Here is a 15,926-nt window from a genome sequence, read left to right on the forward strand (position 1 = left end):
GTCTATATATAAGTTCAAACCAACAAAAAGCGTCAATTTCATTTGAAACGGACGCTTTGGCGTAGTCAAAGCTGCTGTGCCGGTGACTTAATACATTTATTTGGTTTTAAAATTTTCAATTGCTAATTTAATTTCGTCTCTAACACGTTGAAATTCTGTCCAAGTTTTTCCAGCTGGATCATCAAAACCCCAATGTTCTTTTTTTACATTCGGTGGTAAAATTGGACAATTTTTATCTGCATCGCTACATAATGTTACGATTAAATTTGCTTGCTTTAAAATATCATTATCAATCAAGTCTGACGTATGATTTGATATATCAATACCTACTTCATTCATAGCATCTATCGCTTTAGGGTTAACACCATGTGTCTCAATACCAGCAGAATAGACATGCCATGTTTCACCTAATATATGCTTTCCCCAACCCTCAGCCATTTGGCTACGACAAGAGTTACCAGTACATATAAAATAAATTATTTTCTTCTTCATAATTAAGACCTCTTTTCTTAAAAAATAACGAGCGTGAAATATAAACCTAACAAGGTAACAAATAGTACTGGAATGGTAATGACGATGCCTGTTTTGAAATAGGTACCCCAAGCAATTTTTACACCTTTTTGTGTTAAAACATGAAGCCACAATAATGTAGCTAAAGAACCAATAGGCGTGATTTTAGGGCCCAAGTCAGAGCCAATGACATTCGCATAAACCATACCTTCTTTTAAAGTGCCAACGACATTGGATTGGCCAATAGCAATTGCATCTATTAAAACGGTAGGCATATTATTCATGATTGATGATAAAAAGGCCGATATAAAGCCCATTCCCATAACACTACTGAATAGTCCATAACTTGAAATACTGGATAATACGTCGGCTAAAATTGTGGTAATACCCACGTTTTTTAACCCAAATACGACGAGGTACATACCAATGGAAAATAACACTATATTCCATGGAGCACCTTTAATTACTTGCTTAGTATGAACTGCATTAGATTTACGAGCTAAGCATACAAAGACAAAAGCAATCATACCTGCAATGATTGATACAGGTATTTGGATAAATTCACTTACAAGATAGCCTACGAGCAGTACGGCTAATACAATCCATGAAATCTTAAATAATTTAGGATCTTTAATAGCATCTTTAGGTACTGAAATGTTTTCAGTATCAAATGTATGTGGTATAGATTTTCTAAAATAAAGCCACAATACGAGAATACTAGCTAGTAAAGAAAATACATTAGGGATTATCATACGACTAAAATACGCAATGAATCCTATATCAAAATAATCTGCAGAAACGATATTTACTAAGTTACTTACAATCAGGGGCAATGATGTCGCATCAGCGATAAATCCACTGGCAATAATAAAAGGGAAGATGACTTTTTTATTAAATCCTAAATTTCTCACCATGGCTAATACGATAGGCGTTAAGATTAAAGCAGCACCATCATTTGCGAAAAATGCTGCTACAACTGCCCCTAATAGCATGATGAAAACAAACATTTTTAACCCGTTACCATTCGATGCTTTAACCATATGTAGTGCAGACCATTCAAAGAAACCAATTTCATCTAATATTAATGAAATAAGAATAACAGCAACAAAAGTTAACGTGGCATTCCAAACGATGCCTGTTACTTCTAATACATCGGAAAAGCTAACTACACCTGTAATTATAGCTACGATAGCCCCAGCTAAAGCAGTAATACCAATATCTAATCCCTTAGGTTGCCATATGACAAAAATTAATGTTAAAAGAAAAATTAATATAGCTAAAATGGTCATTGATTAACATTCACCTGATTTCATATTATGACATGCGCAATGTTGGTTCGATGTGTGAATTATATTGAGACTTTGATTGATTTCATCTAAAATAACATGATTAAGCTGGTACAAACGCTTATTTCCATTTTTACGTGTATGCACTAACTCATAATCCACTAATGTTTTCATGTGATGGCTTAGCGTGGGTTGCGAGAATTGAAAGTGCTCCAACAAATCGCATGCACATCGTTCACCACAAGAAAGTAAATCTAATATTTCTAATCTGTTTGAATCTGATAAAACTTTAAGCAATGCTGAAAGTTTTTTATAAGACATAATGATACCTCCTAAGCATTAAATAGACTAACATCTATATAGAAAAGTGTCTATATAGATTTGAGACATATAAATAAATAGCTTTATCTATAGGATTCAAGATATGGTGAGTTGGGTACTGTTAATACATTTATACAAACATATGTTGAGGGAGCTACGTAAAATGTGAAATGGATTAAAACGTTGGACTATGGATGGAAGAAAAAAACCGGAAGTTAAGTATTGGTTTAACTTCCAGTTTTTAAAGGTTTATTAATTTGTATTTAGATGTTGCTTGATAACTGATAATTGATGTTCTACCGCTAATTGTCCAGTTGAGCCATAACTAATTCTACGACTAACGCAATTTTCTGGCTTTAAATAATCATAAATATCTGAATCAATACGTTTATGCGCTTTCTGATATTCTTCCAACGGCACATCTAATAAATAGACATTATGTTGAATTGACCACAGTACGATTTTTCCTACAATCTCATGTGCTGATCTAAACGGAACACCTTTATTTACAAGGTAATCAGCCAATTCAGTAGCGTTTGAAAAATCATTGTAAACAGTTTGTTGTAGATGATCGACATTCACAGTCATTGTATCTATCATGCCAGCAAAAATTCGTAAGGAGCCCTTAATCGTATGCACCGCATCAAATAGCCCTTCTTTATCTTCTTGCATATCTTTGTTATAGGCAAGTGGTAAACCTTTGAGCGTCATCAAAATGCTCATTAGGTTTCCTGTCGTACGTCCTACTTTGCCTCTTATTAACTCTGCCATGTCAGGATTTTTCTTTTGAGGCATAATTGAGGAACCTGTTGAGAATGCATCCGATAAAGTTACAAAATTGGCTTCTGCTGATGACCAAAAGATAATCTCTTCAGCAAAACGTGATAAATGTATCATTGTTAATGATATATTGTGCAATGTTTCTACTATATAGTCTCTATCACTTACAGCATCTATACTATTTTCATAAACAGAGCCGAAATTCAATAAAGTTTGCGTTTCATGACGATCGATTGGATAAGTCGTTCCACTTAGAGCAGCAGCACCAAGTGGTGAAATATCGATTCGCTTCAAACTATCTTGAAAACGCGATTTATCTCTATCTAACATCCAGTAATAAGTCAGTATATGGTGTGCAAATGAAATAGGTTGAGCTCTTTGCAAATGTGTATAACCAGGCATAATTGTATTGACATGTTGTTCTGCGATATTGACAATTGTTTGTTGCAACTCATTGACGAGCTCAATAATTTGAGTAACTTCTTCTTTAGTATATAGGTGCATATCAGTAGCAACTTGGTCATTTCTGCTACGTCCTGTATGCAACCTACCACCTGCATCACCGATACGTTTAATCAATTCATGCTCAATGTTAAGATGAATATCTTCTAAAGAAACATCGAATGATAAATTACCTTGTTCATAATCATTTAAAATCGTTGTTAAACCATTGATTATTTGCTGACAGTCTTCATCGGTTATGATATCTTGTTTAGCTAGCATTTTAGCGTGAGCAATACTTCCTTGCACATCATATTGGATGAGCGTTTTATCAAAGTGAATGGAGGCATTAAATTCATCGACCCAGTCTTCGGGTTGCTCACTAAATCTTCCACCCCAAGCTTTATTACTCATCTGAATATCCGCCGTGTAACATAGAATTAACTTTTGTAGGTAAACCAAAGATATCAATAAAGCCGACTGCAGATTCTTGATTAAATGCATCTTCTTTTGTATAAGTCGCTAATTTTTCATTATATAGTGTATGCGGCGATTTTCTACCATTTACAACGGCATTACCTTTAAATAATTTAAGACGTACGTCACCAGAAACGAATTTTTGTGTACTATCTACAAACGCTTTTAGGCTATCAGTTAGTGGAGAAAACCAAAGTCCATTGTACGTTTGTTCCGAAAATTGTTTTTCAATAACAGGTTTAAAATGAGCGACATCTTTAGTTAAAGTAATCGTTTCGAGTGCTTTATGCGCTTTGATTATAACCTCTGCTGCAGGTGTTTCGTAAACTTCTCTAGACTTAATACCGACGAGTCTATTTTCTACATGATCAATTCTTCCAATACCATGTTTACCCGCTAATTTGTTTAAATCCAAAATTAATTGGCTTAATTTATAGGATTTACCGTTTAAAGCGGTAGGTAAGCCTTGTTCGAATGTAAGTACGACTTCATCTGCTTCGTCAGGTGTATCTTCAATTTCATTCGTTAAGTCAAATGCATCTTTTGGTGGTGCTGCATATGGATCTTCTAAAATGCCACATTCATTACTTCTTCCCCATAAATTTTGGTCAATAGAATATGGTGAATCATGTTGGATAGGTACTGGAATATTATGTTTGATTGCATAGTCAATTTCTTCTTCACGGCTCCAAGCCCACTCCCTTACTGGAGCAAATACTTTTAACTCTGGATCCAATGCTTTTATGGCCACTTCAAAACGAACTTGGTCATTACCTTTGCCGGTACAACCATGTGCAATACCTACTGCATTTGTTTTGTTAGCAATTTCAACTAATTTTTTTGAAATTAAAGGTCTTGATAATGCAGATACAAGGGGATATGTGCCTTCATACATTAAATTGCCTTTGATTGCATATGAAACAAAATCTTCACTAAATTCTTCTGTGGCATCAATAATATGACATTCAACTGCGCCCATATCTAAAGCTTTTTGATGCACTAAATCTAAATCTTTACCCTCGCCGACGTCCAGACAACAAGCTACTATATCATAGCCTTTATCTATCAACCATTTCACTGCAACACTTGTATCTAAACCGCCCGAATATGCTAAAACTATTTTTTCCTTCATACCGTTACACCTCAATTGAATTTTTTAATACGTTGTTTATAAATTTGATATTAGTAAGTATAGCAGAAGGATGATGAAAATAAAACCATTTTTATACATAAATATGCAAATTGTAGAAATTTCTTACAATTTAACTGTCTTCTTGTATATTGAATTATAGGTATTTTGAAGTTATATGCGTTTTATGAAGATGTATATATCAGTGAATATATGATTGGATGTTCTGTCTGTTATATAAGAAATGAATAAGCTAAAATAATTATAAAAAATTTTGTTTTGTAGGCTAGTTGTTTGAATAGTCAAAATAAACTTAGTAAAATATGTATGAAATCAAAAACACTGGAGGCAATTTAGATGACTCATATTCAATTAGATTACGGTAAAACTTTAGAATTTTTCGGCGAACATGAATTAAAACAACAAAAGGATATTGTTAAATCAATTCATCATACAATTCATGAAGGAACAGGTGCTGGTAGTGATTTCTTAGGTTGGATTGATTTACCTGTTAATTATGATAAAGAAGAATTTTCACGTATATTAGAAGCTTCTAAACGTGTCAAAAATAATTCAGATGTATTTGTTGTAATTGGTATTGGTGGTTCATATTTAGGTGCACGTGCTGCAATTGAAATGTTGACACCGGCATTTAGAAATAGTAATGAATATCCTGAAATTGTCTTTGTAGGTAATCATTTATCTTCGACATATACACAAGAGTTAATTAGTTATTTAGATGGTAAAGATTTTTCAGTAAATGTTATTTCTAAATCTGGTACTACAACAGAACCAGCAGTTTCATTTAGACTATTTAAACAAATCTTAGAAAATAAATATGGTAAAGAAGAAGCAAAACAACGTATTTTTGCTACTACTGATAAAGAAAAAGGTGCATTAAAACAATTAGCAACAAATGAAGGCTATGAAACATTTGTAGTGCCGGATGATATTGGTGGACGTTACTCAGTTTTAACTGCAGTAGGTTTATTACCAATCGCTGTCGCAGGTATTGATATTGAAGCAATAATGGGCGGGGCTGCAAAAGCGCGACAAGAGCTCTCTTCTGATAACTTAGAAGATAATATTGCATATCAATATGCTAGTATCCGTAACATTTTATATGCTAAAGGTTATGACACTGAAATGTTAATCAATTATGAACCTTCAATGCAATATTTTAACGAGTGGTGGAAACAATTATTTGGTGAATCAGAAGGTAAAGATTACAAAGGCATCTATCCATCCAGTGCAAATTATACAACTGATTTACATTCACTTGGACAATATGTACAAGAAGGTCGTCGTTTCTTATTTGAAACTGTTGTCAAAGTAAATACACCAAAGCATAATATTACAATTGAAGAAGATAATGACAATTTAGATGGTTTAAACTATTTAGCAGGTAAAACAATTGATGAAGTGAACACTAAAGCCTTTGAAGGTACTTTATTAGCACATACTGATGGTGGCGTGCCAAATGTAGTGATCAATGTTCCACAATTAGATGAAGAAACATTTGGTTATCTCGTTTATTTCTTTGAAATGGCTTGCGCAATGAGTGGCTATCAACTTGGTGTAAATCCGTTTAACCAGCCTGGTGTAGAAGCATATAAACAAAATATGTTCGCATTATTAGGTAAACCAGGTTTTGAAGATAAAAAAGAAGCATTAGAAAAACGTCTATAATTTTATCTGTGCATTAGATTAATAAGTGACTGAGAAAATGATTTCCGCATTGAAAATGCGGAAATTTTTTTATGTGCTATTTTATAAAAAAACTTATCATATGTGTGTAATGTCATTTACTGTTTTGGTACTTGAGACTGATATTTACACAAAAGTATACATAATTGTTTTAAAATCGCTATAATACACTTATAATAATCGTTGACTAACATTGGTAGGGATTGATGAAATGACTCAAGAACAAGTGCAGTATTGGTTTGATTTATTTGGTAGTTTAGGTTATATCGTAGGATTTTTATTGCCTTTTATTGAAGCATTTATCCCAGTACTACCTATTATTGTATTTGTGATTGTGAATGTGAATGCATTTGGATTTTTGATGGGTACATTATTAGCATGGTTGGGTACTGTTTTAGGAAGTTATCTTGTATTTTTAGGTTTTCGCAAATTGAACCATACACGTTATATGAAAAAATTACAGCGACGCACCTCGGTTCAAAGGTTAATACATTTTATAGATAGAAAAGGCGTTATTCCTATTTTCATTCTATTATGTTTCCCCTTTACCCCAAGTGCATTAGTAAACTTGGTCGTAAGCTTGTCGCATATCAGAGCACACGTTTATCTGGTAGTATTGTTCAGTTCGAAATTGATAATGATTGGTTTGATTGGATGGTTAGGCAATGATATTACGACACTATTTACACAGCCTTTAAGGTTGGTCATCATCATTATTGTTATTATTGTCGTTTGGTTTATAGGTAGAAAACTTGAACGATATTTTATGCATTCTCCAGAGGAGTGACAATTTGAGTAGGGTAGTAAAACATTTGATTTCTATAATATTTGCGATTATTATTGTAATATTGATTCAGACTTTTATTATTACAGGAGCAGTCATACAAGAAAAAAGTATGACGCCAACGTTGAAACAAAATGATCGTGTGATTGTTAATAAAATCAAAACGACTTTTAATATGTTAAAGCTTAACGATATCATCATGTACCATAAAGGTGACGATGTACATATTGGTAGAATTATCGGGAAGCCTGGCCAATCTATAACCTTTAAAAATAATCAGTTGTATAGAGATGACAGACAAGTAGATGAAATGTATACTGAGTCAAGTATGAAAGATTTATCCCTCAGAAATATTAAAGGCTCTGAAGGAGATATAATTCCACCAGGCGAATACTTTGTACTGAATGATAATCGGGAACTAAAAAACGATTCAAGAACAGAGGGTTTTGTTCGACAAGAAGACATTATTGGTGATGTAAGTTTAAGGTATTACCCTTTAAGCAACTTCACAGTAAACTTTAAATAAATAGACGAGGTGTAAAAAGTGAAAAAAGAAATACTAGAATGGATTGTGTCAATTGCTGTCGCAGTAGCGTTAGTCCTATTGATTACAAATTTTGTTGCAAAATCATACACAGTCAAAGGGGATTCTATGGACCCAACCTTAAAAGATGGTGAACGCGTAGTTGTAAATATGATTGGTCAAAAACTAGGACATTTAGAAAAGGGAAATGTCATTGTATTCCACGCTAATAAGGAACAAGATTATGTGAAACGTATTATTGGTACATCCGGAGATAACATCGAATATAAAAAAGATCAATTATATGTTAATGGTAAAAAAGTTGATGAGCCTTATTTAGATTACAATGAAAAACACAAACTAGGTGAATATATTACAGGTACTTATAAAACAAAAGAAATCAATCAGGTTGATGGAAAAAACAAAATTCCAAAAGGGAAATTGTTAGTATTAGGCGATAATCGAGAAGTGAGTAAGGATAGCCGCTCATTTGGTTTGATTGATGAAGATAAGGTAGTAGGTAAAGTTTCATTTAGATATTGGCCGTTAAATAAAATGACATTTGGATTTAACCCAGATGTTAGTTATGAATAGATAGCATATGTGTATACTTCCTGAGACATAAAAATGTCTCAGGTTTTTCTATATATTAATGTTGTTCAATTTGTGCTTTTTGAACCTTTTGAATGACACCTTTCAAATATTAAACTTACACAGTATATCATTCATTTATGAACTTAAATGTAGGTAAATCACATAGACTATTAAACAAAGTGTAATGCCTAATATGTTAAAATATGAATCAAAGGAGTTGTTGCACGCAATGGAATTTAATGCTTATATTGGGAGAGCTGGCACTGGTAAATCGCACAGTGTAATAGAAGAAATAAAAACTAAAATGAAACAAAATCCATTAGGTGATCCTATTATCTTAATCGCACCTACCCAAAACACGTTTCAGTTAGAGCAAGCTTTTGTAAAAGATCCATCATTATATGGCAGTTTGAGAACTGAAGTGCTCCATTTTGAACGTTTAAGTCACCGTGTTTTTCAAGAAGTTGGTGGATTAACAGAACAACAGTTATCCAAAGTTGGTACTGAAATGATGATTTATGACATTATTCAACAACATCAGTCAGAATTGAAATTATATCAATCTCAAGTAAAATACTATGGCTTTAGTGAAAAATTATATGAGCAAATTCAAGATTTTAAAAAATATGCAGTTTCTCCACAACATATTGAAGATTATATAGCAAACAACCACTTACAAACGAGGACTAAACACAAATTAGAAGACATCGCGTTAATATATAAACATTTAGAAGATAGGATTCGTGGCGAGTATGTTTCTACTGAGGATAGTTTGCAGCGATTTATTGAGGTGATGAACCAATCCGATTGGTTGCAACGTGCTGAGATTTACATTGATGGATTTCATAACTTTTCTACAATTGAATATCAAATCATTCGTTCATTAGTTCAGCATACCAAGCAAGTTACGGTTGCTTTAACTACAGATGGAGATAAAGATGTTTTTAGTTTATTTAGAAAGCCGTCAGAATCATTAACACAAATGCAAGCCATCGCAAATGATTTGAATATCCATTTAAATGTTAAACCATTTTATCAACAACAAAGATTTATTCATAATGACTTATCGCATTTAGAGAAAAACTTTAATGCATTGCAATTTGAACCTATTGCATCAACAGGTCATATCTCTATCCTAAAATCATCAGTGATGCGAGAAGAAATAAATGAAGTTGCTAGACGGATTTTAAAAGAAAACCGTGAATTAGGTAGACGTTTTCAAGATATTGCTATTTTATATAGAGATGAATCATATGCCTACTTAATGGAATCGATATTACCACAATACGATATACCTTATAACATTGACGTCAAGGCTTCTATGACTCATCATCCTATAATGGAAATGTTTCGCTCGTTAATTGAAGTGCTTCAGACAAATTGGAACTTTGAGCCTCTAATGCGTTTGTTTAAAACGAATATTTTAACTAAAAAATTTAAAGACAGCCAGTACTTAATTGATATTTTAGAAAATTTTGTATTAGAACGTGGTATTTATGGAAAACGTTGGATAGATGATAAATATTTCCAAGTTGAACAATTTAGGAAAATGGGTTTAAAACGACAACCATTAACAGAAGAAGAACGTGAAACATTTGAAAGGGTTATTCAGTTAAAAACAGATGTGATAGATAAAATTATGCGCTTTGAAAATCAAATGGCTGATGCAACCACAGCTGTTGATTTTGCAACAGCGTTTTACGAAGCTATTGAATCGTTCGATTTGCCCAGTCAGTTAATGACAGAACGTGATACGTTAGACGCTGAAGGCGAACACCGTAAATCAGAAGAAATTGATCAAATATGGCATGGATTTATTCAAACATTAGATGATTTAGTTACGGTTTTTGGAACTCAAAATTTAACAAAAAGTAGATTTTTAGAGTTATTAGATATTGGTTTGGATCAATTGGAATTTGTAATGATTCCCCAAACGCTTGATCAAGTTAGCATTGGTACAATGGACCTAGCAAAAGTTGATAATAAAGAACATGTGTATTTAGTTGGGGTCAATGATGGCGTTTTACCACAGACTGTGAATGCTTCAGGCTTAATAACAGATGAGGAGAAAAAATATTTTGAAGAACAAGCTGATATCGAATTAAGTCCAACATCAGATATATTACAAATGGATGAAGCATTTGTTTGCTATATTGCTATGACACGAGGGCGTTCAGAGGTGACATTTTCATATTCCTTAATGGGATCAAATGGGGAGGAAAAAGAAGCGAGCCCATTTTTAGGTCAAATTCAGCAATTGTTTACAGATCTTGAAGTACAAAACATCCAGCGTCAACATCAAGCAAATCCGCTAACGTTAATGGAACATCCACATCAAACAAAAATTGCATTATTTGAATCACTTAAAGCTTGGCTTGATGAAGAAATCGTCGCAGATACGTGGTTAGATACATACCAAGTTATGAGGGATGATGAGCAGTTAAATGAAGGGCTTACTTATTTGTTATCAGCACTCACTTACGATAATAAAACTGTACAATTAAGTGAATCTTTATCAAAAGATTTATATGGTACGACTATAAATGCTAGTGTATCACGTTTTGAAGGGTATCAATCATGTCCATTTAAGCATTTTGCTTCACATGGTTTACGACTTAATGAACGAACAAAATATAAACTAGAAAACTTTGATTTAGGTGATATATTCCATCAAGTATTAAAATTTATCTCTGAAAAAATTAATGGCGACTTTAAGAATTTAAACATCAAGCAAATTCACAAATTGACGAGTGACGCGTTATCTGAAATCCTACCAGAGATACAATTTAATCTATTAAATTCAACAGCTTATTATCGCTATTTGTCACAGCGCATTGGTTCAATAGTAGAAACAACTTTAACGGCGTTAAAATATCAAGGTAGTTATAGTAAATTCACACCGCAACGCTTTGAAGCCAGTTTCAGAAAAAAACCTAGGGACAATCAAGAACTGTATGCGCAGCCTTTACAAACTAAACAAGGGGTTCCTATCAACATTCGAGGACAAATTGACAGGATAGATACGTATAACCACGGAAATGAAAGTTTTGTGAATATTATTGATTATAAATCATCAAAATATAGTGGGACCTTAGATTTAACAAAAGTTTATTATGGCATGCAAATGCAAATGATGACTTATATGGATATTGTATTACAAAATAAAGCAAGGCTCGGCCTAACCAATATGACTAAGCCGGGTGGGTTATTGTACTTTCATGTCCATGAACCACGTATTAAACTTGCGTGGAATGAATTAAATGAAACGAAAAGGGATTTAGAATTTATTCAATCCTTTAAATTAAGTGGCTTATTAAATAGTGACGAAGCAGTATTGGATGCTTTTGATACTCGAATAGAACCTAGCTATAATTCAGATATTGTACCTTTAGGTTTAAAAAAAGATGGAGGCATTAAATCTAATAGTAAGGTCGCGGACGAAAAGACGATTTATAAATTAATTCAACATAATAAGCAAAATTTTATAGAAACAGCATCTAATATTATGGATGGTCACACAGAAGTAGCGCCAATGAAATATAATCAAACACTGCCATGTGATTTCTGTAACTATAAACCAGTCTGTCATGTTGATGGCATGATTGACAGTAAACGCTATAGAACCGTAGACGAAACAATCAACCCAATTGAAGCAGTACAAAATATGGAGTTAGAAAGTGAGGAAGAAGAATGATCAGTGAGATTCCTGTAAAACCAGCTGGCACAAGATGGACCGATAATCAGTGGAAAAGTATCTTTGCAAAGGATCAAGACATACTTGTAGCAGCAGCTGCAGGTTCTGGTAAAACAGCGGTTTTAGTAGAACGCATCATTCAACGCATTCTTAGAGATAAGGTCGATGTAGATCGTTTATTAGTCGTAACGTTTACTAATGCAAGTGCAAGAGAGATGAAGCAACGTGTAGATCAACGAATACAAGAAGCATTTATTGAATCACCTGATAATACGCATTTAAAGAATCAGCGCATCAAAATTCACCAAGCTCAAATTTCTACACTACACAGTTTTTGTTTAAAGTTAATTCAGCAACATTACGATGTATTGGATATTGATCCAAACTTTAAAACAAGTGGTGAAGCGGAAAATATTTTATTACTAGAACAAACCATAGATGAGGTTTTAGAACAACATTATGACATCTTAGACCCTCATTTTGTTGATTTAACTGAACAGTTGTCCTCAGATAGGAATGATGAACAACTCAGAGACATTGTAAAAAAAATGTATTTCTTTAGTGTTGCTAACCCCAATCCTTTGAATTGGTTAAGCGGTCTTGCAACACCATATAAAGATGAAGTGGAGCAGGAAGCGTTATTAAAATTACTTAATGAGTTGGCCATGATATTTATGGAGTCTGCCTTAGAGTCATTAAATAAAAGTTATGATTTATTTATGATGCTGGAACAAGTCGATAAACAAATTGCAGTTATTGAAAAAGAACAACAATTTTTAAACAAAGCTATGGAAAATGGCCATATCAATCATGAAGCAATCGTACAACACGAATTTGAAAAAACATTTCCTCGAAAAGATAAAAAAATTAAAGAAGCAAACGAAATGATGATAGATGCTTATGATGATGGTAAAGCATATTATGATAATTATAAAAAATTAGTGTCAAAAGTTAAGAATGATTATTTTTCAAGGTCTTCAGAAAATCTAAAAGAAGATATGCAACGTTTAGCGCCTAGAGTATCTTATCTTAGCCTTATTACAAAAGATGTCATAGAACTTTTTAATCAAAAAAAGCGCAGTCGAAATATTTTAGATTTCTCGGATTATGAACATTTTGCTTTGAAAATTTTAACAAATGATGATGGTTCACCTTCAATGATTGCACAATCTTATCGTGATCAGTTTGAAGAAATATTAGTAGATGAATATCAAGACACAAACAGAGTACAAGAAAAGATTTTGTCATGTATTAAACGTGGTGAGGAACATGATGGCAACTTATTCATGGTAGGGGACGTCAAACAGTCGATTTATAAATTTAGACAAGCAGATCCTAGTTTGTTTATCGAAAAGTATAATCGTTTTACTGTAGATGGCTCATCATATGGCTTACGTATAGATTTATCACAAAATTTCCGTTCAAGATTAGAAGTGTTAACGACAACTAATTATTTATTTAAACATATGATGGATGAATCTGTAGGAGAGATTAACTATGATGATGCAGCACAGTTATATTATGGAGCTCCCTTTGACAACAAGCCATATGATGTGAATTTAAATATGCTAGTAGAAGATGCATCTTCTGAGTTAAATGGTTCTGAACAAGAAGCAGAATATATTGTACAACAAGTTGAAAAAATAATGAATACACGTGAAATCTTTGATATTAAAGCCCAACAATATCGAAAGCCTAACTACAAGGACATTGTTATTTTAGAGAGATCATATGGGCAAGCACGAAAAATACAACAAGCATTTAAGGATCATAATATTCCGTTCCATGTTAATAGTAAAGAAGGTTATTTTGAACAAACAGAAGTGCAACTGATATTGTCTTTTTTAAGAACGATTGACAACCCACTACAAGATATTTATTTAGTCGGTTTAATGCGTTCAGTTATTTACCAATTTACAGAAGATGAATTATCAAACATTAGAGTATTTAGTCCTCATGATGATTATTTTTATCAATCTATCCAACATTATATGGAAAATGACGTGGCAAATAAGAAATTGGTCAAAAAATTAGAAGTATTTTTAAAAGATATAGCTATGTATCAATCGTACAGTCAAAATCATCCTGTATATCAACTGATTGATAAATTTTACAATGATCACTATGTTATACAATATTTTAGTGGTCTTATTGGTGGCAAAGGTCGACGTGCGAATTTATATGGTTTGTTTAATAAAGCAGTAGAATTTGAAAATTCTAGTTTTCGTGGTCTATATCAATTTATTCGATTTATTGATGAACTTATGGAGCGAGGAAAAGATTTCGGTGAAGAAAACATCATAGGTCCTAATGATGATGTTGTGAGAATGATGACAATCCATAGCAGTAAGGGGCTGGAATTTCCATTTGTTATTTACTCTGGCTTATCGCGTAAGTTTAGAAGAGATGACTTACATAAACCTGTGATTTTAAATCAAAATTATGGACTTGGAATGACGTATTATGATGTAGAATCAAATTTAGCTTATCCTTCATTATCATCAGTCACTTTGAAAGCAATCGCGGAAAAAGAAATGGTCTCAGAAGAGATGAGATTAATTTATGTGGCGTTGACACGTGCTAAGGAACAATTATTTTTGATTGGCCGTGTTAAAGATGAGAAAGAATTAACACAATTAGAGCAGGTTTCTGTTTCGGAAACACATTTACCAGTCAGTTATCGGATTACAGCCCAAAGACCGATTGATATGATATACCCAATATTAGCAAAATATCAATCATCATCTTTACCAAGAGAGATGCGTTTTGAGCAATCAATAGAAGATATTGATTCAACGATGCAACCTTATGTGAATTTGACTACAGAATTTTATGAAGACATTGCTTCAGAACAAGTTATTTCAGATAGTGAACAGCGTACAGTTAGTGATATTGAGTATATAAATAGTGGCAATGACACATTAAAAACGCAAATACATCAGCAATTAAGTTACGTCTATCCATATCAAGAAGCTATGATGAAACCTTCAAAACAGTCCGTTTCTGAATTAAAACGACAATTAGAAACAGAACAAGCGGATACAAATTATGATAGAGTTCGTCAGTATCGTATTGGCACAACTTCATATGAAAGACCAGCTTTCTTAAGTCAACAAACAAAGAGAAAAGCAAATGAAATAGGGACATTAATGCATACGGTAATGCAGCATTTACCATTTAAAGAAGAAAGGCTGACAGCAGAAGAAATTGGAATATTTGTTGACCAATTAATAGTTAAAGCGATCATACCTAAAGATGCAAAAGCTGATATTCAATTTGATGATATTTATAAATTTGTTGAGAGTGACTTGTATCTTACGATTGCTCAAAGTGATTATATTTATCGTGAATTACCTTTCGTTGTGAATCAAGCAAAAGTAGACCAGTTGAAAGATGTAGAAACAGACGCATCAATCATTCAAGGGATGATTGATTTGATTTTTATTAAAGATCAGCAATATTACTTTGTTGATTATAAAACAGATGCATTTAATAGACGCTTGCATATGTCAGATGAAGAAGTTGGAAATCAATTGCGTGCGCGTTATAAAATACAAATGGAATACTATAGAAATACCTTACAGACCATACTTGGCGAACCTGTTAAAGGTTATTTATACTTCTTTAAATTTGGTCAGCTTTCAATAGATGATAAATCGATTAAATAATGCTTTGATAAA

Annotated in this window: 11 protein-coding genes; 6 read left to right on the forward strand and 5 right to left on the reverse strand. The window is 32.8% G+C overall.

Features of this window, described 5'->3' with window-relative positions:
* Positions 1 to 96: 96 nt before the first annotated feature.
* The 5 genes from arsC to KA830_RS06370 all read right to left on the reverse strand — a co-directional run bounded on the left by arsC (position 97) and on the right by KA830_RS06370 (position 4,947).
* Complete coding sequence (arsC, locus tag KA830_RS06350) at positions 97 to 492, reverse strand: arsenate reductase (thioredoxin) (RefSeq protein WP_070039204.1); 396 nt, start codon at positions 490 to 492, stop codon at positions 97 to 99.
* Between the two features lie 17 nt (positions 493 to 509).
* Positions 510 to 1,799, reverse strand: a complete 1,290-nt coding sequence (gene arsB / locus KA830_RS06355) for an arsenite efflux transporter membrane subunit ArsB (RefSeq protein WP_204179779.1) — start codon at positions 1,797 to 1,799, stop codon at positions 510 to 512.
* Between the two features lie 3 nt (positions 1,800 to 1,802).
* Positions 1,803 to 2,117, reverse strand: coding sequence for an ArsR/SmtB family transcription factor (locus tag KA830_RS06360; protein WP_046208030.1), 315 nt, complete (start codon positions 2,115 to 2,117; stop codon positions 1,803 to 1,805).
* 252 nt (positions 2,118 to 2,369) lie between these two features.
* Positions 2,370 to 3,752, reverse strand: a complete 1,383-nt coding sequence (gene argH, locus KA830_RS06365) for an argininosuccinate lyase (RefSeq protein ID WP_204179780.1) — start codon at positions 3,750 to 3,752, stop codon at positions 2,370 to 2,372.
* Positions 3,745 to 4,947, reverse strand: a complete 1,203-nt coding sequence (locus tag KA830_RS06370) for an argininosuccinate synthase (protein ID WP_064209443.1) — start codon at positions 4,945 to 4,947, stop codon at positions 3,745 to 3,747. Before KA830_RS06370 ends, argH begins: the two co-directional genes overlap by 8 nt.
* 354 nt (positions 4,948 to 5,301) lie before the next feature.
* Here KA830_RS06370 and KA830_RS06375 point away from each other — a divergent pair, with 354 nt between their 5' ends.
* The 6 genes from KA830_RS06375 to addA all read left to right on the forward strand — a co-directional run bounded on the left by KA830_RS06375 (position 5,302) and on the right by addA (position 15,914).
* Positions 5,302 to 6,633, forward strand: a complete 1,332-nt coding sequence (locus tag KA830_RS06375; protein WP_145381506.1) for a glucose-6-phosphate isomerase — start codon at positions 5,302 to 5,304, stop codon at positions 6,631 to 6,633.
* Positions 6,634 to 6,862: 229 nt separating this feature from the next.
* On the forward strand, positions 6,863 to 7,438 hold the full coding sequence (locus KA830_RS06380) for a TVP38/TMEM64 family protein (RefSeq protein ID WP_105873816.1): 576 nt from the start codon (positions 6,863 to 6,865) through the stop codon (positions 7,436 to 7,438).
* Between the two features lie 4 nt (positions 7,439 to 7,442).
* Positions 7,443 to 7,961, forward strand: coding sequence for a signal peptidase I (gene lepB / locus KA830_RS06385; protein ID WP_204179781.1), 519 nt, complete (start codon positions 7,443 to 7,445; stop codon positions 7,959 to 7,961).
* Positions 7,962 to 7,979: 18 nt separating this feature from the next.
* Positions 7,980 to 8,552 (forward strand): signal peptidase I, encoded by a 573-nt coding sequence (gene lepB / locus KA830_RS06390; RefSeq protein WP_064209440.1) that lies wholly within the window; start codon positions 7,980 to 7,982, stop codon positions 8,550 to 8,552.
* Positions 8,553 to 8,781: 229 nt separating this feature from the next.
* Positions 8,782 to 12,246, forward strand: coding sequence for a helicase-exonuclease AddAB subunit AddB (gene addB, locus KA830_RS06395; RefSeq protein ID WP_210122936.1), 3,465 nt, complete (start codon positions 8,782 to 8,784; stop codon positions 12,244 to 12,246).
* Positions 12,243 to 15,914 (forward strand): helicase-exonuclease AddAB subunit AddA, encoded by a 3,672-nt coding sequence (gene addA, locus KA830_RS06400; RefSeq protein WP_204179783.1) that lies wholly within the window; start codon positions 12,243 to 12,245, stop codon positions 15,912 to 15,914. Before addB ends, addA begins: the two co-directional genes overlap by 4 nt.
* Positions 15,915 to 15,926 lie beyond the last annotated feature (12 nt).

The sequence above is a fragment of the Staphylococcus sp. GDY8P119P genome (assembly GCF_017892075.1).
Taxonomy (GTDB): domain Bacteria; phylum Bacillota; class Bacilli; order Staphylococcales; family Staphylococcaceae; genus Staphylococcus; species Staphylococcus ureilyticus.

Bases quoted from the DNA above. Each gene is read 5' to 3' on its own strand.
- arsC (WP_070039204.1), bottom strand. From the start codon at position 492: ATGAAGAAGAAAATAATTTATTTTATATGTACTGGTAACTCTTGTCGT.
- arsB (WP_204179779.1), bottom strand. From the start codon at position 1,799: ATGACCATTTTAGCTATATTAATTTTTCTTTTAACATTAATTTTTGTC.
- KA830_RS06360 (WP_046208030.1), bottom strand. From the start codon at position 2,117: ATGTCTTATAAAAAACTTTCAGCATTGCTTAAAGTTTTATCAGATTCA.
- argH (WP_204179780.1), bottom strand. From the start codon at position 3,752: ATGAGTAATAAAGCTTGGGGTGGAAGATTTAGTGAGCAACCCGAAGAC.
- KA830_RS06370 (WP_064209443.1), bottom strand. From the start codon at position 4,947: ATGAAGGAAAAAATAGTTTTAGCATATTCGGGCGGTTTAGATACAAGT.
- KA830_RS06375 (WP_145381506.1), top strand. From the start codon at position 5,302: ATGACTCATATTCAATTAGATTACGGTAAAACTTTAGAATTTTTCGGC.
- KA830_RS06380 (WP_105873816.1), top strand. From the start codon at position 6,863: ATGACTCAAGAACAAGTGCAGTATTGGTTTGATTTATTTGGTAGTTTA.
- addB (WP_210122936.1), top strand. From the start codon at position 8,782: ATGGAATTTAATGCTTATATTGGGAGAGCTGGCACTGGTAAATCGCAC.
- addA (WP_204179783.1), top strand. From the start codon at position 12,243: ATGATCAGTGAGATTCCTGTAAAACCAGCTGGCACAAGATGGACCGAT.